Source organism: Paenibacillus sp. SJS-P3, from assembly GCF_056711585.1.
Genome location: NZ_CM160043.1, coordinates 583,893 through 607,500 on the forward strand (window position 1 = coordinate 583,893; position 23,608 = coordinate 607,500).

15 protein-coding genes (1 of these 15 running past the window's edge) are annotated in these 23,608 nt (G+C 60.1%); 9 read left to right on the forward strand and 6 right to left on the reverse strand.

Annotated features, from left to right (window positions below; translation table 11 throughout):
* Positions 1 to 197 precede the first annotated feature (197 nt).
* Both AC06G8_RS02640 and AC06G8_RS02645 read right to left on the reverse strand, forming a co-directional pair.
* Positions 198 to 1,001, reverse strand: coding sequence for a flagellar motor protein MotB (locus AC06G8_RS02640; protein ID WP_447663678.1), 804 nt, complete (start codon positions 999 to 1,001; stop codon positions 198 to 200).
* On the reverse strand, positions 985 to 1,806 hold the full coding sequence (locus AC06G8_RS02645; protein WP_447663679.1) for a flagellar motor protein: 822 nt from the start codon (positions 1,804 to 1,806) through the stop codon (positions 985 to 987). The genes AC06G8_RS02640 and AC06G8_RS02645 overlap by 17 nt, the downstream gene beginning before the upstream one ends.
* Positions 1,807 to 2,167: 361 nt before the next feature.
* Between AC06G8_RS02645 and uvrB the strand changes: the two genes are divergently transcribed.
* Both uvrB and uvrA read left to right on the forward strand, forming a co-directional pair.
* Positions 2,168 to 4,162: an excinuclease ABC subunit UvrB gene (gene uvrB, locus AC06G8_RS02650; protein WP_447663680.1), complete on the forward strand. Its 1,995-nt coding sequence runs from the start codon at positions 2,168 to 2,170 to the stop codon at positions 4,160 to 4,162.
* Positions 4,163 to 4,527: 365 nt separating this feature from the next.
* The gene (uvrA, locus tag AC06G8_RS02655; protein ID WP_447663682.1) at positions 4,528 to 7,548 is read left to right on the forward strand and encodes an excinuclease ABC subunit UvrA; all 3,021 of its coding nucleotides are present in this window, start codon (positions 4,528 to 4,530) and stop codon (positions 7,546 to 7,548) included.
* Positions 7,549 to 8,551: 1,003 nt separating this feature from the next.
* Here uvrA and AC06G8_RS02660 read toward each other — a convergent pair.
* Positions 8,552 to 10,168, reverse strand: a complete 1,617-nt coding sequence (locus AC06G8_RS02660; protein ID WP_447663683.1) for a nitrite/sulfite reductase — start codon at positions 10,166 to 10,168, stop codon at positions 8,552 to 8,554.
* Between the two features lie 374 nt (positions 10,169 to 10,542).
* Here AC06G8_RS02660 and AC06G8_RS02665 point away from each other — a divergent pair, with 374 nt between their 5' ends.
* Positions 10,543 to 10,758 carry a hypothetical protein gene (locus tag AC06G8_RS02665; RefSeq protein WP_021879740.1) on the forward strand — a complete coding sequence of 72 codons (216 nt, stop codon included), beginning with the start codon at positions 10,543 to 10,545 and terminating at the stop codon, positions 10,756 to 10,758.
* A gap of 92 nt (positions 10,759 to 10,850) precedes the next feature.
* Here the strand turns inward: AC06G8_RS02665 and AC06G8_RS02670 are convergent, their stop codons facing one another.
* Both AC06G8_RS02670 and AC06G8_RS02675 read right to left on the reverse strand, forming a co-directional pair.
* Positions 10,851 to 11,819 (reverse strand): sugar phosphate isomerase/epimerase family protein, encoded by a 969-nt coding sequence (locus tag AC06G8_RS02670; protein ID WP_447663684.1) that lies wholly within the window; start codon positions 11,817 to 11,819, stop codon positions 10,851 to 10,853.
* A gap of 188 nt (positions 11,820 to 12,007) precedes the next feature.
* A complete protein-coding gene (locus tag AC06G8_RS02675; RefSeq protein ID WP_447663685.1) occupies positions 12,008 to 12,721 on the reverse strand; it encodes a hypothetical protein in 714 nt (237 codons plus the stop codon).
* Positions 12,722 to 13,138: 417 nt separating this feature from the next.
* On the opposite strand from AC06G8_RS02675, the gene serS reads away from it, so the two are divergent.
* The 3 genes from serS to AC06G8_RS02690 all read left to right on the forward strand — a co-directional run bounded on the left by serS (position 13,139) and on the right by AC06G8_RS02690 (position 18,393).
* On the forward strand, positions 13,139 to 14,416 hold the full coding sequence (gene serS / locus AC06G8_RS02680; protein ID WP_447663686.1) for a serine--tRNA ligase: 1,278 nt from the start codon (positions 13,139 to 13,141) through the stop codon (positions 14,414 to 14,416).
* A gap of 295 nt (positions 14,417 to 14,711) precedes the next feature.
* Entirely contained in the window at positions 14,712 to 17,246 is a 2,535-nt protein-coding gene (locus AC06G8_RS02685; protein WP_447663687.1) for a U32 family peptidase, read from the forward strand.
* A 172-nt stretch (positions 17,247 to 17,418) separates the two neighbouring features.
* Complete coding sequence (locus AC06G8_RS02690) at positions 17,419 to 18,393, forward strand: nucleoside hydrolase (RefSeq protein ID WP_447663688.1); 975 nt, start codon at positions 17,419 to 17,421, stop codon at positions 18,391 to 18,393.
* Between the two features lie 77 nt (positions 18,394 to 18,470).
* Here AC06G8_RS02690 and AC06G8_RS02695 read toward each other — a convergent pair whose 3' ends face one another.
* Positions 18,471 to 19,103: a hypothetical protein gene (locus AC06G8_RS02695; RefSeq protein ID WP_447663690.1), complete on the reverse strand. Its 633-nt coding sequence runs from the start codon at positions 19,101 to 19,103 to the stop codon at positions 18,471 to 18,473.
* Between the two features lie 395 nt (positions 19,104 to 19,498).
* Between AC06G8_RS02695 and AC06G8_RS02700 the strand changes: the two genes are divergently transcribed.
* From AC06G8_RS02700 to ligA, 3 genes are all read left to right on the forward strand, one after another.
* Positions 19,499 to 20,203, forward strand: a complete 705-nt coding sequence (locus AC06G8_RS02700; protein ID WP_447663691.1) for a geranylgeranylglyceryl/heptaprenylglyceryl phosphate synthase — start codon at positions 19,499 to 19,501, stop codon at positions 20,201 to 20,203.
* A gap of 218 nt (positions 20,204 to 20,421) precedes the next feature.
* Positions 20,422 to 22,779 (forward strand): DNA helicase PcrA, encoded by a 2,358-nt coding sequence (gene pcrA, locus AC06G8_RS02705; protein WP_447663693.1) that lies wholly within the window; start codon positions 20,422 to 20,424, stop codon positions 22,777 to 22,779.
* Between the two features lie 393 nt (positions 22,780 to 23,172).
* Positions 23,173 to 23,608 carry the 5' portion of an NAD-dependent DNA ligase LigA gene (ligA, locus tag AC06G8_RS02710; protein WP_447663708.1) on the forward strand. The gene runs 1,562 nt beyond the window's last position, so the window shows 436 of its 1,998 coding nt (coding positions 1–436); its start codon is at positions 23,173 to 23,175; its stop codon lies beyond the right edge, outside the window.

The window sequence follows — 23,608 nt, forward strand, 5'->3', positions numbered from 1 at the left end:
GGCCTTAGAGCAGGAGCCCTAATGTGAGGCATTTAGAGAATGCTGAAGGTTTAATGAAGCCTTATACAATTCGTCAGGGGTTCAGGGATTGCCATTGCTGCCGAGGACCGTAGACACGATTGCAGACTGCCGAGGCGATTCGTCCAATTGAAAAGTTGAATTCTCACGACGCGAATCCTGCAATGCGCCTGTGATGTCTATTTTGCCGCCGCATCGGTGCTCGCGCGCAGGACGGTGATTTCCACGCGGCGGTTTTTGGAGCGGCCGCTCTCGGTGCTGTTGGAGGTGACCGGCCGCGTATCAGCGTATCCGGCGATCTCGAACTTCGTCGGCGCCAGCTTGCTGCTGTCGATGAAGTAATGGAGCACGGATAGCGACCTGGCAGCCGAAAGCTCCCAGTTGTCGGCATATTGCCCGCCCGGATTGATGGGAAGGTTGTCGGTGTGGCCTTCGATGCTTACGGTGTTGTCCAGCGACTTGAACAGGCTCGACAGCTTGTCCAGCACCGGCGTCGCCTCCTTCTTGAGCTGCGCCCGTCCGAGGTCGAACAGGAACAGGTCGTTCAGCCGGATGGCGATGCCCTTGGGCGTGTCGGCGACGTAGACGCGGTCCTGAAGCTTGTGGTCCTTGATGTAGGTTTGAATGATCTTCAGCAGATTTTGCAGCTCTTCCTCCTGCAGCCGCTTCAGCTGCTCCTTGCCGGTTTCCTCGCTGGAGACGACAGGCTTGGCGGGAACCGGGCTTTGAAGCGGGGAGCCGTCCTGTATCGCTTGGCCGGTGACGCCGCGGCCGCCGTCCAGCACCGCATCCGATTTGTTGAACTGGAATTGGAGCGATTGCGCCAGAACCTCGTATTTTTTGACATCGAGCTGACTCATGGCATAGAGCACGACGAAGAAGATCAGCAGCAGCGTGATGAGGTCGGAATAGGTAATGAGCCAGCGCTCATGGTTTTCCGGAGCCGCCGCGGCCGCGCCGCGCCGCCTAGACCTGCGCCGCATTCTCGTCCGCCCTTCCTTCCGCGGCCTCCCGCGGCGCCTTCGGCTTTCTGCGCATCGGCTCGTCCTGGACAACGAAGGACTGCAGCTTCTTGCGGATCAGCTGCGGGTTCTCTCCGGCCTGGAGACCCATGATGCCTTCGAGCATCATCTCCATGCGCTGCACCTGCTCCTGGCTGCGGGAGCGGATTTTGGAAGCGAGCGGCAGGTAGACGACATTGGCCGAGGCGACGCCGTACAGAGTGGCGGTGAAAGCCACTGCGATCGAGGAGCCGAGCGAGCCGGGATCATGCAGGTCGCCGAGCACCTTGATCAAGCCCATGACGGTGCCGATGATGCCCATCGTCGGAGCGAAGCCTCCCGCGCTTTCGAAAATTTTGGCCTGCTGCTCATGGCTGCGCTCCAACGCCTCGATCTCGAGCTCGAGGATTTCCTTGGTCAGATCCGGATCCGTTCCGTCCACGACCATGAGGATGCCTTCGCGCAGGAAGCGGTCGTCGATCTTGCCGGCATGCGTCTCCAGCGCCAGCACGCCGCCGCGGCGGGCGATCGTCGCCATCTCGGTCATGCGCTCGATGATCTGCTGCTGCGTATCATCATCCTTGCTGAAGGCGAGGCGAAGGGCGGATGGAATGCCGCGCAGGCGGGAGGCGGGGAAGCTGACGGCGACGGCGGCGAAGGTGCCGCCGAAGACGATCAGGATGGCTGTCTTTTCCACCAGGCCGTGCATCTCGCCGCCTTCCCAGAGAAAGCCGCCGACCAGGGCGGCGATGCCTGCTGCGATTCCGATTAGTGTCGTTAAGTCCATGAGGCAGTTCACGCTCCTTGAGTAGGTCCCTGTCAGGCAGAACGTCTTGCCGGCGGCAAGAAGCGTTCGTATAGAAACGATTGCGGGTATAGATATAAATCTCTTGCCGAAGATGGAGAGGGCGTCTGGAAACAGGCTGGATTGCCAAAGTGTTCTCATTGCAAGCCAAGAAGCGACTCGGTATAATGAATGGGAACAAATATTCTTATGAAATTCGGGGACGTCTACTTTATCGGCTCTCCGGGGTATACAGTTAAATAGGGAATTATTCATATAATAGTAGACTTCACTCGCTATACCGGGTCTTTGGGACCGGGACTTTAGCTTCATATATAAAGGAATCGAGGTGTTTCAGAGCCATATGGCCGATACCGTACAGAAACTTTTCAACCTGAAGTCGGATTATACGCCTCAGGGCGACCAGCCCGGTGCGATCCAGAAGCTCGTCGAAGGGGTGCGGGAGGGACAGAAGCACCAGATCCTGCTCGGCGCCACCGGCACGGGCAAGACCTACACGATAGCCAACACCATTGCCAAGCTCAACCGCCCGACGCTCGTGATCGCCCACAACAAGACGCTCGCCGCCCAGCTGTGCAGCGAGTTCCAGGAGTTCTTCCCCGACAACGCCGTTTCCTACTTCGTCAGCTACTATGACTATTACCAGCCTGAAGCCTACCTCCCGTCGACCGACACCTACATCGAGAAGGATTCCAGCATCAACGACGAGATCGACAAGCTGCGCCACTCCGCGACCAGCTCGCTGTTCGAGCGCCGCGACGTCATCATCGTCGCCAGCGTGTCGTGCATCTACGGCCTCGGCTCGCCGTCGGAGTACGGAAGCCTGGTGCTTTCGCTGCGCAAGGGGATGGAGAAGGGACGCGACCAGATTCTGCACAAGCTCGTCGACATCCAATACCAGCGCAACGACATCAACTTCGTGCGCGGCACGTTCCGGGTGCGGGGCGACATCGTCGAGATCTTCCCGGTCGCGAACAACGAGCGGGCGATCCGCGTCGAGCTGTTCGGAGACGAGATCGAGCGCATCACCGAGATCGACGTCCTGACGGGCGAGATCATCGGAGAACGCGACCATGTCGCGATCTTCCCGGCCTCCCACTTTGTCACCCACGAGGACAAGATGAAGATCGCGCTTGTCAACATCGAGCGCGAGCTGGAGGAGCGTCTGGCCGATCTGCGCGAGCGGGGCAAGCTGCTGGAGGCGCAGCGGCTGGAGCAGCGGACCCGCTACGATATCGAGATGATGCAGGAAATGGGCTTCTGCTCCGGCATCGAGAACTACTCCGGACCGCTGACCTTCCGCGAGCGGGGAGCGACTCCGTATACGCTGATGGACTATTTCCCGGACGACATGCTGATCGTCATCGACGAATCCCATGTGACGCTGCCGCAGATCCGCGCCATGTACAACGGCGACCGCGCGCGGAAGGAAGTGCTCGTGGAGCACGGCTTCCGGCTGCCGTCCGCCATGGACAACCGGCCGCTGCGCTTCGAGGAGTTCGAGGCCAAGGACATGCAGACGATCTATGTGTCCGCGACGCCGGGCCCTTACGAGCTGGAGACAGCTCCGGGAGAGCCTATCCAGCAGATCATCCGCCCGACGGGCCTGCTGGATCCCATCATCGAGGTCCGTCCGACGAAGGGGCAGATCGACGATCTGCTCGGGGAGATCCGCGACCGCATCGCCAAGGACGAGCGCGTGCTCGTCACGACGCTGACCAAGAAGATGTCGGAGGACCTCACCGACTACCTCAAGGAGGTCGGCATCAAGGTCCGCTACCTGCACTCCGACATCAAGACGCTGGAGCGGATGGCGATCCTGCGCGATCTGCGCGTAGGCACCTTCCACGTGCTCGTCGGCATCAACCTGCTGCGGGAAGGCCTCGACCTTCCGGAAGTGTCGCTGGTGACGATTCTCGATGCGGACAAGGAAGGCTTCCTCCGCTCCGAGCGGTCGCTCATCCAGACGATCGGACGGGCGGCGCGCAACTCCGAGGGCCGGGTCATCATGTACGGCGACAAGATCACCGATTCCATGAAGCTCGCGATCTCGGAGACTCAGCGCCGGCGTTCCATCCAGGAAGCGTACAACGAGAAGCACGGCGTGACGCCGACGACGATTCGCAAGCGGATCCACGACGTCATCGAGGCGACGAAGGCGGCCGAGCAGAAGGCCGACTATCTGTCCGGCGTCTCCGGCAAGCTCACCAAGAAGGAGCGCCAGCAGGTCATCAACCGCCTGGAGGCGGAGATGAAGAACGCCGCCAAGAACCTCAACTTCGAGAAGGCGGCGGAGCTGCGCGACGCGCTTCTCGAGCTGCGGGCCGAAGACAGCTGAGCGGCGAGGCGAGGCGGGGTTCCTGCCCGGCAAGCCGGATTTCTCCGGCTGGGCTTAAGGGCGATGGATTCCGTCATGCTGGAGAAGAAGTCAAGTGTTCCAGGCCATCTCTTTTGATAAGCAATAGCAGTGAAGCGGTCTGGACGTCTGTGCGTGGCAAGAAGTCAAGAAGCGGTCTGGACGTCTGTACTTGGCGAAAGTCAAGAAACGGTCTGGACGTCTTGCGATAGGCAAAAAGTCAAGAAACGGTCTAGACGTCCCGTGTTAGGCAAGTAGCCATGAGCGGTCTGACCGCACTGATATAGAGAAGTAGGTAAAGGAGCGGCTTTCGAGGCCGCCCTATCGGATATAGGAGGTACCAACCTGTGGCAAGCGACCGTATCGAGATCAAGGGCGCCAGAGCCCATAACCTGAAAAACATCGACGTGACGATTCCGCGCGACAAGTTCGTCGTGCTGACGGGCCTCAGCGGCTCGGGCAAGTCCTCGCTCGCGTTCGACACGATTTACGCCGAAGGGCAGCGCCGGTACGTGGAGTCGCTGTCCGCTTACGCGCGCCAGTTCCTCGGCCAGATGGAGAAGCCCGATGTCGATTCCATCGAGGGGCTTTCCCCTGCCATTTCCATCGACCAGAAGACGACGAGCCGCAACCCGCGCTCCACGGTCGGAACCGTCACGGAGATCTACGATTATCTCCGTCTTCTGTTCGCTCGGATCGGCAAGCCCCATTGCCCGGAGCACGGCATCGAGATTACTTCCCAGACCGTGGAGCAGATGGTCGACCGCATCCTGGAATATCCGGAGCGCACCCGGCTGCAGATTCTGGCCCCGATCATCTCCGGCCGCAAGGGAGAGCACACCAAGCTGCTGCAGGACATCCAGAAGCAGGGCTTCGTCCGCGTCCGCGTGGACGGCGAGCTGCGCGACCTGAGCGAGAGCATCGAGCTGGAGAAGAACAAAAAGCACAGCATCGAGGTCGTCGTCGACCGGATCGTCGTCAAGGAGGATATCCGGACGCGTCTCGCCGACTCGCTGGAGACGGCGCTCAAGCTGTCCGAGGGCCAGGTGATCGTCGACATCATCGATCAGGAGGAGCTGCTGTTCAGCTCCAACCTGGCTTGTCCGATCTGCGGCTTCAGCATCGACGAGCTTTCGCCGCGCATGTTCTCCTTCAACAGCCCGTTCGGAGCCTGCCCGGAATGCGACGGCCTGGGCGCCAAGATGATCGTCGATCCGGATCTGCTCATCCATGATCCGGGCAAGACGATTTCGCAAGGCGCTTTCGAGGCATGGGCGGGCAGCACATCGAACTACTACCCGCAATTCATGGCCGCCGTATGCAAGCATTACCATATTCCGATGGACGTGCCGGTTAGCGAGCTGACCGCAGAGCAGATGAAGAAGCTGATGTACGGCACCGGCGGCGAACGGGTCAAGTTCCAGTATGAGAACGACTTCGGCTTCCGCAAGGAGGCGTATGTGCCGTTCGAGGGCGTCGTGAACAACCTGGCCCGACGCTACCGCGACACGGCCTCCGATTCCATGCGCGAGTATATCGAGGAATACATGAGCGCCAAGCCTTGCGGCAGCTGCAAGGGCCAGCGTCTCAAGAAGGAGAGTCTCGCGGTTACGGTCGGAGGACAGAACATCGCCTATACGACATCCCTGTCCATTGGGGACGCGCAAGGCTTCTTTGAATCCCTCGACTTGAACCAGAAGGACCGGACGATCGCGAATCTCATTCTCAAGGAAATCAACAGCCGTCTCGGATTCCTCGTCAACGTCGGCCTGAACTACCTGTCGATGTCGCGCGCGGCGGGTACGCTGTCGGGGGGCGAGGCGCAGCGGATCCGTCTGGCTACGCAGATCGGCTCCAGCCTCATGGGCGTTCTCTACATTTTGGACGAGCCCAGCATCGGGCTGCATCAGCGGGACAACGACCGGCTGATCGGCACGCTGGAGCATATGCGCAACCTCGGCAATACGCTCATCGTCGTCGAGCATGACGAGGACACGATGCTGGCCGCCGATTACATCATCGACATCGGACCGGGAGCCGGCATCCACGGCGGCCATGTCATCGCCCAGGGCACGCCGCAGGAGGTCATGAAGGACGAAAATTCCTTGACCGGCCAATACCTCAGCGGGCGCAAGTTCATCGCCGTGCCGCAGAAGCGCCGCAAGACCGACGACCGCTGGCTGGAGATCCGCGGGGCCAAGGAGAACAATCTGCGGGGCGTCAACGTCAAGGTTCCGATCGGCGTATTCACGGCCGTCACCGGCGTATCCGGCTCCGGCAAGTCGACGCTCGTCAATGAGATCCTCTACAAGACGCTGGCCAGGGATCTCAACCGCGCGAAGGTCCGTCCCGGCGAGTACAAGGAAATCCGGGGATTGGAGCAGATCGACAAGGTCATCGACATCGACCAGTCGCCGATCGGCCGCACGCCGCGCTCCAATCCGGCGACCTATACCGGAGTCTTCGACGATATCCGCGACGTCTACTCCTCCACGACCGAGGCCAAGGTGCGCGGCTACAAGAAAGGCCGATTCAGCTTCAACATCAAGGGAGGCCGCTGCGAAGCCTGCCGCGGCGACGGCATCATCAAGATCGAGATGCACTTCCTGCCGGACGTGTACGTGCCATGCGAGATCTGCAAGGGCAAGCGGTACAACCGCGAGACTTTGGAGGTCAAGTACAAGGGGCACAGCATCGCCGACGTGCTGGATATGACCATCGAGGATGCGACGGAATTCTTCCGCAACATTCCGAAGATCCACCGCAAGCTGCAGACGCTGATGGATGTCGGCCTGGGCTACATGAACATGGGCCAGCCGGCGACGACGCTGTCCGGCGGCGAAGCGCAGCGCGTCAAGCTCGCCTCCGAGCTGTACCGGCGCAGCACGGGACGCACGTTCTATATTCTGGACGAGCCGACGACGGGCCTCCATATGGACGACGTCGACCGTCTGCTGCAGGTGCTGCATCGCCTCGTCGATTCCGGAGAGTCTGTGCTCGTCATCGAGCATAGCCTCGACGTCATCAAGACCGCCGACTACCTCATCGATCTCGGACCGGAGGGCGGCAGCGGCGGCGGCATGATCGTCGCGACGGGCACGCCGGAGCAGGTCGTCAAGGTAGAGGGCTCTTACACGGGCAAGTATCTCGGCCCGGTGCTGGAGCGCGACCGCAAGCGGACCGAGGAAGCGATTGCCCGCGCCGAGGCTTCCGGAGCGGCTGCCGAGGTCGGAGCGGCCGGCGAGCAGATGCTTGCCGCCGAGAGCCGCGGCGAGTATGTGACAGCCGCAGCGCCGAAGAAACGCGGCACGGAAGCGGCTGCTCCGAAGAAGAGGGGCCGCAAGCCGAAGGAAACGGGCTTGAAGTAGGGAGCCCGAGGGAACTGAGCATGAGCTGGACTTTTCGGCAAACGTTATCGTTTCGTTGTGTCCATTGAATTCGTCCAGCAGTCTGCAGGCAACAGCCTTCGTACGGTGCATCCGTTCGAGGGCTGTTTTTTCTGCTCTTTGGGATCAAAACAAAGAAATCGCGCCCTATGGAAGAGCTGCCGACATGTGACCCATCAAACCAGCGCGCCCTATGAGGGAGGAACCAAGAAGGCCGTATCGGACATCGGATCCGCTATTAGGCGTAAATCAGCGTTTTGCTCATCGTATCGGACATAGGATCAACTATTAGGTGTAAATCAGCGTTTTGCTCATCGTATCGGACATAGGATCAACTATTAGGTGTAAATCAGCGTTTTGCTCATCGTATCGGACATAGGATCCGCTATTAGGTGTAAATCAGCGTTTTGCTCATCGTATCGGACATAGGATCCGTTATTTCTTTAAAACGTATTGATATAAGGATATGAATTCGAGAATAGCGGAACGTATGTCCGATAAATCTGGAAATGGCCTAAAAATCTACAAATAACGGATCGTATGTCCGATTTGAATTGCGAAACCTTAGGAAATGGGAGGAATAGGCCCATAGACAAGGTGGATTAACCGATTGGGATAGTGCCCTCCTCGAGCAGATTAACCGACTTGGATAGTGCCCGCCTCGAGCAGATTAACTGACTGTGATAGTGCCCGCCTCGAGCAGATTAAAAGGCTTGATTGATGGACCCGCTTGGATATCTTGCCGACGAAAGAGTTGACTCGTTCGGATGAATCAACCGATTCCAGTTGTTCGATCGATGACCAGTAACCAACTCATATCTGTAACCATGTTTGTAACCAACTCATGTCTGGAACCAACTCATGTCTGGAACCAACTCATGTCTGTGAAGATACCCCTGCCAGTAACCCTGCCCATCCGCTTATACGCAATAAACCATGCAAAAAAAACCGCCCCCAAGGGGGCGGTTTTGAATTTCAACCATGCCTAGCTCGCCGAGGCGGTCAGAATGCCGGTCAGCTTCTCCTGGAAGGCAGGAACTCCGACACGGTTGACAAACTGGTGGAAGGACTCGCCGGCTTGGCGGTCTTCCTTGTAGAAGCCGATTAGTTGAGCCAGGACGGACGGAACGTCGCCTGCCTTCACGCGGCCCTTGAGCGGCTTGTTGAAGGTCGCGCCGGGGCCGAGGATGCCGCCGACGGCGATGTCGAAGGCGTCGACCATGCCGTCCGGAGTTTTCACCAGGGAGCCCTGGAGGCCGATGTCCGCAATATGCTTCTGGCCGCAGCCGTTCGGGCAGCCGATGAAGTGGATGCGGATCTTCTCGTCCAGCTCAACATTCTCGTCGAGGTATTCGGCGACGACGCGGGCGAATTCCTTGGTCTCGACGATGGCGAGATTGCAGAACTCGTTGCCGGTGCAGCTGACGGTGCGGCTCATGAACGGCTTCGGATTCGGCGTGAGCCGCTCCAGCACTGGCGCGGCCAGAGCCGCTTCCACGTTCTCGTCGGCGACGCCCGTAATGATGATGTTCTGGGACATCGTCGTGCGGAGCTTGCCTTCGCCGTACTTATCGGCGATGTCGCACAGCTGCTCGAGCTCATCGGAATTGGTGCGTCCTACCGGCACGTTGAGGCCGATGTAGTTGCGGCCGTCCTTCTGCTTGTGCACGCCGTCGAAGTAAGCCGCCTGCCAGCCGGCAGTCTTGCTCTCGCCGCGCGAAGGCATGTCGCCGATCAGCTTGAGGAGCTCCTCCTGGAATTTCTCCGGTCCCCAATCGGCGACGAGGAACTTCAGGCGGGCATGATGGCGCTTCTCGCGGTAGCCGTGGTCCCGGAACAGCGTGGTGACGCCGACCGCAACCTTGAGGGCTTCTTCCGGACGGACAAACATATCGAGCTCCTTGGCCAGATAAGGTTTGGCCGAGAGGCCGCCGCCGACCCAGGCGTGGAAGCCGACGACTTCCTCGCCGTCGATCACTTTGACGGCCGGAGTGAAGGCCAGGTCGTTGATCTCCGCATGCGCGTTGTTATAGATATTCGCGGAGACGGACATTTTGTATTTGCGCGGCAGGTTGGAGAAGTCGCGGTTCAAGAGGAAGAAGTTGTTGATTTCCTCGACGAGCGCAGTCGTATCCATCAGCTCATCCTTGTCGATGCCCTGAAGAGGGTTGCCGACGATCGTGCGCGGGCAGTCGCCGCAGGATTCGTAGCTGTACAGGCCGACTTCCTCGAGCCGCTTGAAGATATCCGGCATGTTCTCGATGCGGAGCCAGTGGTACTGGATCGCCTGGCGGGTCGTGACGTCGATCAGGTCCCGGCCGTAGTCGCGGCCGATCGATGCGAGGGCTCTTGCCTGAGCGGTCGTCATGACGCCGGAGTTGATGCGGATCCGCATCATGAAGTAGCCGTCCCGCGGCTTCTGCTCGTAGACGCCGGCCCACTTGAAGCGGTTCATGTCGTCCTCGGGAATAGAGTCATACCCTTCCAGGGCATACTTCTCGATAATCGTGCGGATGACATCCAGTCCGTCTTTCTCGATCTTCCAAAGTTCCATTTTATTCAGCTTGGACGTGTCGGCCGTCCAGGGCATTTCGTAAGCCATGGAAATGAACCTCCTGTAGTTGGTTCCGGTTATTTTGAAATCCGATAAAAAAGGTAAGATTACGCTAATCCGATCGTACCATAGCGGGATCGCAGGGGCAATAACCGGTAAGCCGCGGCCTATAAGGAATGTTGATGCAGGCTATCCGGAATTTTTATAATGGGAAAGAATAACCGAACCGGAGGCGCGGCAAATTAGAAGGTGACAAAATTGTGGCAAACGTGTTACGGAGCGAAAACATCTTGCATCCGGGACGCCTAAAAGATACCATAGCTTATATACGTCCATAAGCCGCCCGAATCCGGTCCAGGCATTTCGGCATTGATGCCGTCGGAAGCGGTCTCACAGCAATCTAACCCGGGAGGTAGCACCCCATGTATCTTGCAGCAGAAGCGGCCAAGGCCGCGACGAGCAACTTCAATACGTTCGACATCTTCATGCTTTTGTTCACGATCGTCATCGCTATCGGGCTTGTACGCCTTGTCGGCCAGCGCAAGAAGAACATCTTCGCCATCGGCTGGGGCGCCGCATGCCTGCTCGTGTTCCTCGTCATCGACTATATCATGATCTTCAAAGTATGGCTGGCGTAACAACTGCCCTACATACCGCGCTTCAAAACAAAAAGGCTTCCCGGTGCAGCGTCTGCTGCCGGGAAGCCTTTTTATCTACTGCTACGCGCTGGTCACACCCACCACATCTCGCCGAGCGGCTCGCGGATGAGCACCTGCTGCAGGTTGGCGACCGCTTTGCTGAAGCCTTCCTCGACGCTCATGAGGCCGTCCTCATGCTCGATGCTGACGACATAATCGTAGCCGACAAGGCGCAGGGCGCTGATGATGTCGGCCCATACCTTGAGGTCGTGGCCGAAGCCGACGGAACGGAACTGCCAAGCGCGGTCGAGCATGAGCGTGTAGGACTGCATGTCCGTTACGCCGTGCTTGTTGACGTTGATCGGATCGATCGTCGTATCCTTGGCGTGGAAGTGATGGATCGCGCCTTCGCGGCCGAGGATATGGATCGCCTGGACCGGATCGATGCCCTGCCACCACATATGGCTCGGATCGAGGTTGGCGCCGATCGCTTTGCCCGTCGCTTCGCGCAGGCGGAGCATCGTGGCCGGCGTATGGACGGAGAAGCCGCCGTGAAGCTCGAGGCCGATCTTGACGCCCGCCGCTTCGGAGATGTTGTTGATGTCGGTCCAGTAAGGAATGACTTTCTGTTCCCACTGCCACTTCAGCACTTCCTGGAAGTCGTTCGGCCATGGCGCTACCGGCCAGTTCGGATACTTGGCGTCCTCATGGTCTCCAGGCAGGCCGGAGAACGTGTTGACGACCGGAACCTCCAGACGGTTGGCCAGCTCGATCGTCTTGCGGATGATTCCGTCATGCTCGGCAGAGATTGCTTTCTGCGGGTGGAGCGGATTGCCGTGGCAGCTCAGGGCGCTGATGATGAGGCCGCGGGATTCGACCGCCTGCTTGAACGCGCGGCGCTTGCCGTCGTCGGCGAGCAGCTCGTCCAGGTCAAGATGCGGGCTGCCCGGATAGTTGCCGGTCCCGATTTCAAGAGCGTCGAGGCCTTTGGACGCGATGTAGTCTAGCGATTCCTCGAACGATTTTTGGGCAAACAGAACAGAGAATACACCAAGCTTCATGGTGAATAACCTCCCGTGGATTAGAATGATCCATAAACGCTCTCATTATAGCATGCCCCCAACCTGCATACAGCCTGCAAAGAGAGATGATGACAAAAACGCATAATAACTGGACAATCCGTTGAAGCGCTTCCGCCTCGGCTGCGCTCATGGACCAGAAAAGCGGCAAGCGGATGACGAGGATTGCTTCAGTCTATACTCCCCTTGCTCATGTGGAAATCTGTTTCTTGCGCATCCGAAACCAAACGATTCCGACTCCAGGCGATGGAGTAGACGGTAAAAGAAGCGAGGAGAACCCCCGGGAAAATGACGAGCTGGTAGGAATGGTTGATCAGCATCATGGAAAAGGAGATGCAGACCAGGCCGACGGCAATGCTGATCAGCAGCTTCTCGTTCGCGGAGGTGAAATAGTTCTCCTTCACGGAGAAATCATGGGGAGGCTGCTGGATGAAGGAGAAGCCTTTCCCGGTTGCTTTCAGGATGAGCGCGATCAGATAGGCCGTCACGATGGATGCGATTTGCAGCAGGAAGACGTAGCCGGTAGTCTGGGCCATCACTTCTTCAGGCAGGAGTCCCGAAGCGGTCAGCAGGAAGTAGAGGCCGAATTGAAGCGGCATATACAGCATGTATCCCGTCACGAGCGCGAGAGTCGACCAGAAGAAACGGATTTTCAGCATATAGCGGCATAAAAGCAGGAGAATCACAAATTGGATAGGCGTGTCCAGCGCGGACAACGGCAAAACCATGCGGTTGACGTAAGAGAGCAGGGCGATGAAGACGCTGCTGGCGAGCAGCGGCCATCTAAAGGCGTAAATGGGAAGCTTGAAAGGGGCAAGTGCGCAAACCCAGATGGCCAGGGCATCGAACACGCCCAACAGGATGTAAATGAAATTTTCCGTCATCGATTCGGCTCCGATTCTTCGTTGTATTTACTTTTTAAGGGGCTAAGGCTGTCCATTTATCGAAACAAAGTCAGTATAGCAACTTTAATGGTTTAATTACATATGGCATTAACTATAAGCCTGTTGATTTCATGCCGTTAAGGATGAATGGAACCCGGTTGTGGAAGGGCGGCGTTTCCGTTATACTGATTCAAATGCATACTGTCACCATGCCGTTGATGAGAATCCAACTCGGAGGCGTTTTCGCCAAGGGAATCCTTTTCCCCTAAGTTTGCCGGACCGCCCGTTACCGCGGAACCAAAGAGGGTCGGTTTTTTCCGCCGGCCAAATTGGGTGGCACCGCGAGTCAAGCGCTCCTCGTCCCAACAGGACAGGGCGCTTTTTGTGTTTTTACAACAAAATAAGGAGCGGTGCGGCATGTTGGAGATGGGATGGATTCGGGAAAATCCGGAGGAAGTGAGGAAAGCGGCGGCGGCGAAAGGCTTGGCGTTCAACGTGGAGGAGCTGCTCGCTGCGGATGCGCTGCGGCGGAAGCTGCAGGGGCAAGCCGACGAGCTGCGGCAGGCGCGGAACCTGGCATCGGCGCAGGTTGCCGCTCATATGCGGGCGAAGCAGCCCGCGGAAGCCGAGAAGTCGAAGCAGCAGGCGCGCGAGGCGAATGAAAGGCTGCTTGAAGTCGAGCCGGCCCTCGCCGGTGCCGAGAGCCACTATCGCAGGCTGATGCTGGAGGCGCCGAATCCCGTATCGGAAGACACGCCTGCGGGAACGTCGGATCTCGACAACGTTCAGGTGGATGCATGGGGCCAGCCGCCACAGTTCGGCTTCATGCCGCTGAGCCATGTCGAGCTCGGGGAGCTGCACGGGCTTGTCGACTTCGCCAGGGGCGTCAAGACGGGCGGCACGCGCAGCTATTATTTGAAGGGAGCCGGCGCGCTGCTGCATCGGGCGGTCCAGCAGCTTGCGCTGGACGTTCTGCTGCGGGAAGGCTTCACGCTGTTCGAAGTCCCCGTTATGGTGCGCACGGAAGCTTTCACGAGCACGGGATTTTTCCCGTCGGGCGAGGATCAGACCTATCGCTTGGAAGGGCGGGATGAGCGGCTGGCCGGCACGGCGGAGGTGCCGCTCGTGAACTACTACAGCGGCGAGATCATCGACGTCTCGGAGCCGCTGAGGCTGGCGGCGGTGTCGGCCTGCTACCGCAGCGAAGCCGGTTCGGCCGGCCGCGACACGCATGGCCTCTATCGGGTGCATCAGTTCGCCAAGGTAGAGCAGGTCGTCATCTGCCGGGCCGACCGGGAGGAGGCGGAGCGGCTCCATCGGGAAATTACGGGCCACGCGCGCAAGGTGCTGGAGCTGCTGGAGCTGCCGTACCGGGTCATGGCGGTCTGCGCCGGCGATATGTCGCAGAAGACGCATAAGCAGTACGATCTGGAAGCCTGGATGCCGAGCCGGGACGCGTACGGGGAGACGCATTCGTCGTCGAACCTGCTTGATTTTCAAGCTCGTCGTGCCGGCATCCGCTACCGGGACGAGGAGGGCATGCTGAGGCATTGCTTCACGCTCAACAATACGGCGGCAGCTTCGCCGCGAATCCTTATTCCGCTGCTGGAGATCCATCAGCGGGAAGACGGCAGCATTCGGATTCCTGATGCCTTGAGACCGTATATGAACGGACAGAGTGAAATCCGGATCTGAAAAGCAACCGGCTTCCCCCGCGAGGCGAAGGTCAAGCTTCGCGGCCAAGCATGAAACATCAAGGCGTTCCGCCTCCGCGAGGAGACGGAACGCCTTCTCCTTTTCGTCCGCCGGGCTCTGCCCGGACGTTGGAGGAATTCCGCCGCCGCTGGGGCTGCGGCCTGAAGTTGCCAGCGGGCTTTTTCCCCGGAATGCTTGGTGCAACCGGCCTTACTCTGCTACACTAGCAGTATGGCGGCCGTGTCAGACGGCCACACTTTAGTTGAGAAGATAGATACGGAGGCATATCGAGGCAATGACCTTAACCATACAAAGGCAAGACATCGAGCTGCTGGCCCCGGCCGGCGATTGGGAGTGCATGAGGGCGGCGGTCGCGAACGGAGCGGACGCCGTTTTCTTCGGCGTCGAGAAGTTCAACGCGCGGGCCCGCGCCAACAACTTCAGGATGGACGAGCTGGCGGAGATCATGGCTTTTCTGCACAGCTACGGGGTAAAGGGATTTTTGACGTTCAACATTCTCGTATTCGAGGATGAGCTGCGCGACGCGAAAGCGCTGATCGAAGCCTGCGTGGACGCAGGCGTGGATGCGGTCATCGTGCAGGATCTGGGACTGGTGAAAATGATCCGCGAAATCTCGCCGGATTTCCCGATCCACGGCTCTACCCAGATGACGATCACCTCCCCGGAGGCGGTGGAGTTCACCAAGCCGTTCGACATCGAGCGCGTCGTGCTCGGACGGGAGAACAACCTCAAGCAGATCAAGACGATCGGCGAGAAGGCCAAGCTGCCGATGGAGGTATTCGTCCATGGCGCGCTGTGCGTCAGCTATTCCGGACAATGCCTTACCTCGGAAATGTGGGGAGGCCGCTCCGCCAACCGCGGCGAATGCGCGCAAGCCTGCCGCCTTCCCTACGATCTGATGGTCGACGGCGAGCAGAAGCCGATGGGCGATATCGCTTATCTGCTGTCTCCCAAGGATCTGGCCGCGATCGACATCGTGCCGGAGCTGATCGAAGCGGGCGTCACTTCCTTTAAAATCGAGGGGCGCCTGAAGAGCCCCGAGTACGTGGCCAACGTCGTGTCCAAATACCGCAGCGCCATCGACGCTTACTTTGACGGCGATCGCTCCGGCCCGTCCAAGGAAGAAGTGCGCGAGCTGCAGCAGAGCTTCTCGCGCGGCTTCACGCACGGCTTCCTCAAGGGAACGAACAACAAGCAGCTGGTCGAGGGCACATTCCCGAAAAGCCGGGGCGTCTATCTCGGCCGCGTCGAACGCATCCTGCGCGACGGCGTCGTCTGCCGGCTGGAAGCGCCGCTCAAGCGGGGCGACGGCATCGTGTTCGACGCCGGAGATCCGACGCAGAAGGAAGAGGGCGGACGCGTCTATGACATCCGCCGCCAAGGCGTGAAGATCGAGGGAGAGGCGATGGAAGGCACCGTGCTCGATATCGTGCCGGGGCGCAACGATGTCAATCTGCAGCGCGTGAAGGTCGGAGACCGCGTTTGGAAAACGAACGATCCGGCTCTGGACCGCCGTCTGCGCGCGACGTATGAAACGGAGAAGCCTTACCGGGTATTCCCGCTGGCGCTTCGGGTCGAGGGAACGGAAGGCCAGCCGCTGCGCACCTGGTGGACCGATGTGCAGAAAGGAACGACCGTCGAGGCGGTCAGCGAAATGCCGCTGGAGAAGGCGCTCAAGCGTCCGATGGACCAAGCGCTGCTTGAAGACCAGTTCGGCCGGCTCGGCGGCACGCTGTATCAGCTCGAGGAGCTGGAAGTCAAGCTTGACGGCGAGCTGATCATTCCCGTGCGCGAGCTGAACCGGATGCGGCGCGAAGCGGTGGAGCAGCTCGCGGGCGAGCGGCCGAAGCCGCCCGTGTACGTGAAGCGCGAGGCGGATATCTTTGCGGACGCCCGCACCAAGGAGCAGCGCGACATGGACGCCGCCGTCGCGGCAGTTCCCGGCGCTGCGCGCCTGACTGCTCTATGCCGCACGCTGGATCAGGTGAAGGCTGCCTGCGCCACGGATGTGGAGATGATCTACGCCGACTTCGAGTTCATCAAGCAGTTCCCGGCCGCCATCGAAGCCGCGCGCGCGGCAGGCAAGCCGATCGCGCTGGCGACGCCGCGCATCCACATGCCGAACGAGAACGGCTACCACGCCAATATTCTGCGCCTGAAGCCGGATGCGGTTCTTGTCCGCAACACCGGCGCGCTGTATTATTACTTGCGGGCCCGCTTGGAGCGGCCGGGCGAGCCTTTCCCCAAGCTGATCGGGGACTTCTCGCTGAACATCGCCAACCATAAGGCGGTGGAGCTGTTCCGCGAAGCGGGCTGCGACGTGCTGACGCCATCCTACGACCTCAATATCCAGCAGATGGTCGACCTGCTCGGCAACACCCGCGACACTTCGGCGCTTGAGGTTGTCATCCACCAGCATCTGCCGATGTTCCACACCGAGCACTGCGTGTACTGCACGTTCCTCAGCGAAGGCACCGACTTCACGAACTGCGGCCGTCCTTGCGAGGAGCACAATATTTCCCTGCAGGACCGCATCGGCATGTCCCACCCCGTCCGCGTGGACGAGGGCTGCCGCAACACGGTGTATAATGCGATCGAGCAGTCTGGCGCGGAATACCTGCGCAACTTCCTGGAGCTTGGCGTGCGCTCCTACCGGGTCGAGTTCCTCGAGGAGCCGGCCGAGAAAGTCGCCGAGGTGCTCGCCCTGTACCGCGACGCCATCAACGGCCGCATCAGCGGCACCCAGGTATGGCGCAGCCTGAAGGCGACCAACCAGCTCGGCGTCACTCGCGGCCAGCTGGTGAAGTAAGGCTTCGACAGCCCGCGGCAACTGTGCAGGCAGCTCCCAGCGCGCGATGAGGTCGCATGACGGGGTCAACCAGCATGAAGTCCCATGAAATATCAAGGCTTTTCGCCCCAACGTCTCCCGGTTCCCGAGAGGCGTTGGGGATTCATTTTGCATACAGAGAGGGTTATGACGGATGAATGTCAGCAAGTTTGAAGGGCGCGAGCCTGTTTCCATGATTATTGACGCCGATACGGGGATCGACGATGCGTTGGCGATCCTGTACGCCGTGAAGTCGCCGGCCATCCGGCTGGAGGCTGTATGCACGGTATTCGGCAATATCGACGTCGAACAGGCGACGGACAATACGCTGCGCCTGATCCAGCTTGCAGGCGCGCGCGACCGCGTACAGGTCGTCAAGGGCGCCTCGAAGCCGCTGGAGCGCGAGTTCCAGGGCTCGACCTCCCATGTGCACGGAGAGAACGGAATCGGCGGCGCGGTGCTGCCTCCTTCGGACCAGCTTCCGCTCGGCGAAGCCGCTGCGGATTATCTCGTCCGCATCGCGAACGAGCGTCCGGGCGAGGTGACCCTCGTCCTAATGGGACGGATGACGAACCTGGCGCTTGCGCTGCGCCGCGATCCGTCGATCGCCGCCAAGTTCCGCAGCGTCGTCGTCATGGGCGGCAACGTGCTCGTGCCGGGCAACGTGACGCCGGTTGCCGAAGCGAACTTCTGGGGAGACCCGGAATCAGCAGCGGTGCTCATGCAAGCCGGGCTGCCGCTGACGGTCATCGGGCTCGACGTGACGCTGCAGACGCTGCTTACACGCGATGCCTTGGACGAGCTGGGCAAAACCTGCCTTCCCGAAAATGCCCCGCTGGTCGATTTCCTGAAGGATTCGTTCGCGATCTACTTCGACTTCTACCAGCAGGTGAACAAGCTGGACAATGCCTGCCCGCTTCATGATCCGCTGGCCGTCATCGCGGCCGTATTTCCCGAAATGGTCACCTGCTCGACGCTCCATGCGTCCATCGCCTGCGGCGACCGGCTGACCGACGGCATGGTCGTCACAGACCGCCGCGTCTTCCCGAGCGTGGGGCATCCGGTATCGTTCGCTCTCGAAGTGGATGCGGACGCGGCACTCGAAGAGCTTTACTCGGTGTTTAAATAATCGAGAAATGAAAGCAAAAGGCTGCATGCTCGCCCTTGAAGGGACGGCATGCAGCCTTTTTTTGATTCCGGACCTAGTCAGATTTTCGGCTCCTTATCGTAGCCGGGCAGATCGAAGTCCGTATTGTTCAGCTCGCGGAACAGGTTCGTGTCTTCAATGAACGCCCGCGTCTCAGCCGTCCCAAGCTCGTGGATCGTCATGTACAAATCATTCACATGGCTTTGATAGCGCTTCTGGGTCGGGCTCCGGTCGTTGGACTTGTACGGAATGGCCGCTACCAGGGAGCTGACGTCGTCGGTCGACTCCATTTCGTCCAGCAGGATCTTGAGCTTCTCCAGCTCCTCCTGCGTCGCGTTGATCTCAAGCTGGTCCGTGCCGGTGCGCTCATGCTCGATCGTCTTCGAAGTTATCGAAATGAAGTAAGGCACGCGAGGCTCGTTGGCGGACGATCGGTCCAAGTCGCTCGGCAAGCGTCGTCGGTCGCCTTCCTCCTCATCCTGCGGCTCGTCCTGCTGGACCGGCCCGTCCGCTCCTTTCACCGCAGGAGGGTGGACCGTGCTGTCGGCTTCCACGATGCCCTGCGGCTCGTGGCCGTCATGATGCCTGCCGGACGGATGCGTCTCCCTCTGCTCCAGCTCCTGTCTCGCGCGCTGCTCGTCCTTGATCGCTCCGGTTTCCGTTTCCATATGGTTAACGTCTGCCTTGCTCATGATCGTTTCCTCCTTCGGAAGTGGAATTGCCTCGTCTTATTGGTACGGTTCATTACCAACATGCTTCCCGCCTTGAAACAAAGGAGGCCGTTCCCCTGCCGTCGCGATGCTGTTCTGGAGGGAGTTTTTTTCAAAACGTTCAAGGAACAAGTGGAACGCGGAATGCAAAGGCGGAATGCAAAGGCGGAATGCAAAGGGGGAAAGGGGCATTTTCTTTTGAAAATGCGCTCCAAGCCCGCTTGCGGCAGCAGGCATCGGCAGGCTTTTCGAGCGGATTCAACAGAGCCGGAAGGCCGCGCTGCGCCGGCATCCGCCCGAATTGACAACGAAGCCGGCCCTTCACTAGACTAGAACGACAGGCTTGGAAGCGACAAGACGAATGGGAGACGGAAAACATGGCGGAAGCATTTGACCAATGGAGGCATGTATTCAAGCTGGATCCCGACAAGAAGCTGGGCCTTAAGGAAATGGACCTGGTCCTGTCCTCCGGCACGGATGCGATACTGGTCGGCGGCTCCAGCGGCCTCACCTACGAGAACACGGAGTCTCTCCTTCATACCCTTGCGGGCTCGGGAATTCCCGCTGTTCTTGAAGTGTCCAGCCTCGAGCTCGCGGTTCCCGGCTTCGACTTCTACTTGATTCCGATCGCGCTGAATACGCCTGACGGGGATTGGATTACCGGACGCCAGGCCAGGGCACTGGAGGAATGGGGGCCTCTCATTCCTTGGGAGAGGACGCTTGGAGAAGGGTATATCATTCTGAACGAGGCTGCCGAGGCGGCCCGTGTGACGGGGGCGACGACGGATCTGGACGAGGACGGAGCCGTCGCCTACGCCCAGCTCGCCGACCGGCTGATGCGGCTGCCGATCGTCTATTTGGAATACAGCGGCCGTTTCGGCGACATGGAGCTGGTGCGCAGGGTGAAGCGGTCGCTGCGGCAAGCCAGGCTTTTTTATGGCGGCGGCATCGACGGTCCGGAACGAGCGGCTCTTGCGGCGCAGACGGCTCCGACTGTCGTAGTCGGCAATGTGCTGTACGATCATTTCGAGAACGGGCTCGCTACGGTGCGGGCGGTCAAGGAGACTCGCCTGGCGCCATAGGGGAATCTTCTCCTATCGATAGGCGCATGGCATGAACGCCGGGAAGCAGGCGGAGATGAGGAAAATTACCTTCTGTACGGACCGGTTCCTTCATTGACACTTCCGGCCCGGTTGCCCTAGACTGGAGATAGGCGAACAAAGGCGAACAGCAGGCGGATCCGCGAAGGCGCGGTATCCGTTCGGAGGCTGGCGCCGAGCAAAGGAGAACGAATGCATATATGATGAACGACATCGGAATCGAAGCCGCGGTCGGGAAGCTGAATCCTCCCCAGCGCGAGGCCGTTCAGGCGACCGACGGGCCGCTGCTGATCATGGCCGGCGCCGGCTCGGGCAAGACGAGGGTGCTGACGCACCGGATCGCTTGGCTGATCGAGAAGCGGCGCGTGGCTCCTTGGAGCATTCTGGCCATCACCTTTACGAACAAGGCCGCCCGCGAGATGAGGGACCGCGTGTCCAAGCTCGTCGGAGCCGGCGGCAGCGATATATGGGTTTCGACCTTCCACTCCATGTGCGTGCGCATCCTGCGCAAGGACATCGATCGGATCGGCTTCACGTCGAACTTCTCGATCCTGGACTCCGGCGACCAGCTGTCGGTCATCCGCGGCTGCATGAAGGATCTCAACATCGACACCAAGAAGTTCGAGCCGAAGGCGGTGCAGGCCGTCATCAGCAGCGCGAAGAACGAGCTGATCGATCCGGTCCGCTTCGAGACGAAGGCCGGCAGCGACTATTTCCAGAAGGTCGCCTCGGATGTGTACAAGATGTACCAGAAGCGGCTGCGCAGCAACAACTCGCTCGACTTCGACGATCTCATCATGTCGACGATCCAGCTGTTCAAGGATGTGCCGGAGGTGCTGGATTTCTACCAGAACAAGTTCCGCTACATCCATGTGGACGAGTATCAGGATACGAACCGCGCCCAGTACATGCTCTGCCGCATGCTGGCGGACAAGCACCACAACATCTGCGTCGTCGGCGACAGCGACCAGTCGATCTACCGGTGGCGGGGAGCGGACATCACGAACATCCTGAACTTCGAGGAGGACTATCCGGAGGCGCGGACGATCCTGCTGGAGCAGAACTACCGTTCGAGCTCCAATATCCTGAACGCGGCCAATGCGGTCATCGGCCAGAACACCGGCCGCAAGGACAAGCGCTTGTGGACCGAGCGGGGCGCCGGCGAAGCCATCACGATGTACCAGGCCGACTCGGAGCATGATGAAGGCTACTATATTACAGGCGAGATCCGTACGGGGCGCAATGGCGGCCGCAATTATGCAGACCATGCCATCCTGTACCGGACGAACGCCCAGTCCCGGGTCATCGAGGAAATTCTGATCAAGTCGGATATTCCGTACCAGATCGTCGGGGGCATCAAGTTCTACGACCGCAAGGAGATCAAGGACGTGCTCGGGTATCTGCGCCTTGTGTCCAATCCGGACGACGACATCAGCCTGACCCGCATCATCAACGTTCCCAAGCGGGGCATCGGCGACACGACGATCGCCAAGCTGGCCGAAGAGGCGGCGCGCCGCGGCTCCTCGATCTTCCAGGTGCTCGGCGACTTGTCCGGCGTCGAGGTCAACGGGCGCACGCGCACGCTGCTGCAGGACTTCCGCACGATGATCGACAATCTGACCGGCATGCGCGACTACCTGTCCGTGACCGAGCTGACCGAGAAGGTGCTGGAGCTGTCGGAATACCGGCTGGAGCTGCATCGCGAGAACACGCTGGAGTCCAAAGCCCGCGTCGAGAACATCGAGGAGTTCCTGTCCGTGACGATGGAATTCGAGAAGCGCAACGACGACAAGTCGCTCGTCTCGTTCCTGACCGACCTCGCGCTCATCGCCGACATCGACTCCATGGACAAGGACGAGACCCCGGACGACGCGGTCATCCTGATGACGATGCACAGCGCCAAAGGCCTTGAGTTCCCGGTCGTGTTCATCATCGGCTGCGAGGAAGGCGTCTTCCCGCACAGCAGGGCCTTCACCGACAACGAGGAGCTCGAGGAGGAACGGCGCCTCGCCTATGTCGGCATCACACGCGCCGAGCAGCAGCTGTACATGACCTGCGCCCGGATGCGCACCCTGTTCGGGCGCACGAGCAGCAATCCACCTTCACGCTTCCTCAAGGAAATCCCGGATGGCGTGAAGGAGCTGGCTTCGCCGGGCGGCCGCACGATCGGCGGCGGCCGTTACGGCGGCTCCGCCGCCTCGGGCGCCGGAGGCTTCGGCTACCGCGGCGCCAGCGGCGCCGCAGGCGCTCCGGCGCCGGGCTCCGCCCCCGGCGCTTCGCGCTATGGCCGTCCGGCCGGCTATGCCGGGGCCGGAGCGGCCGCCGCGGGCGGCAGCGGCGTGCGCGTCAGCACGCCAGGCGCTCCCGCGGCCGCGGGCGATGCGGCGCGCAGCTTCGCCGCCGGAGACAAGGTGGCCCACAAGAAATGGGGCACCGGTGTGATCGTGTCGGTGAAGGGCACCGGCAACGACACGGAGATCCAGATCGCGTTCCCGGCTCCGGTCGGGCTCAAGAAGCTGCTCGCCAGCTTCGCCCCGATCGAGAAGGTGTCGGGCTGACAGCCGCTCGGAAGGAATGCGGCAGCTTCTTGTGCTTGCCGACGACATCTCCTTCCGGACGGCGGGGCCCAACATCGTGCCCGCCGTCGGTATGTGTCCTTCCGGATGGCGTGGTCCATCATCGTACCCGGTAGTTGGAGCCTTGCGCTCATGAACCTTTTTGTTTCTATATAATGAATGAGTATGTTTTCCTGTCTCATAACGATTCAAGCATTCCTTCCTGCCCGGAAGCCGGCTCGCCGGCCTCCGGGCAGGGTTGCATACATAATGAAACGCGTACAATAGAAACGACAGCTATTATTCGGACGAAAAGGAAGGGGATTCCGCTTGGATAACCGCATGGAGCAACAGCAAGAGCTTGCGGCTGGAGCAGATCCGCAAGCCGTGGAGCGGATGCGGGAGCTCGCCGGAGAGCTCGCCGTGCATAACTACAACTACTACACGCTCGACAACCCGACGATCAGCGACAAGGAATACGATCTCTTATACGATGAGCTGGTCCGTCTGGAGAGCGAGAGCGGCGTCGTGCTGCCGGAGTCGCCTTCCCTCCGCGTCGGAGGGGAGACGCTCAAGGGGTTCGAGCCCCATCGGCATCGTTCCCGGCTATGGAGCTTGGACAAGGCCAAGGATGAGGACGCCGTGCGCGCCTGGCAGCAGCGCCTCGCCCGCGGCATCGCCGATTACAATGCCAAAAATCCCGACGAGGAGCCGCTGCCGGATCCTTCTTATGTCGTCGAGTTCAAGTTCGACGGGCTGACTCTCAACCTGACCTATGACGGCGGAGAGCTCGTCCAGGCGGCGACGCGGGGCAACGGCACGGTCGGCGAGA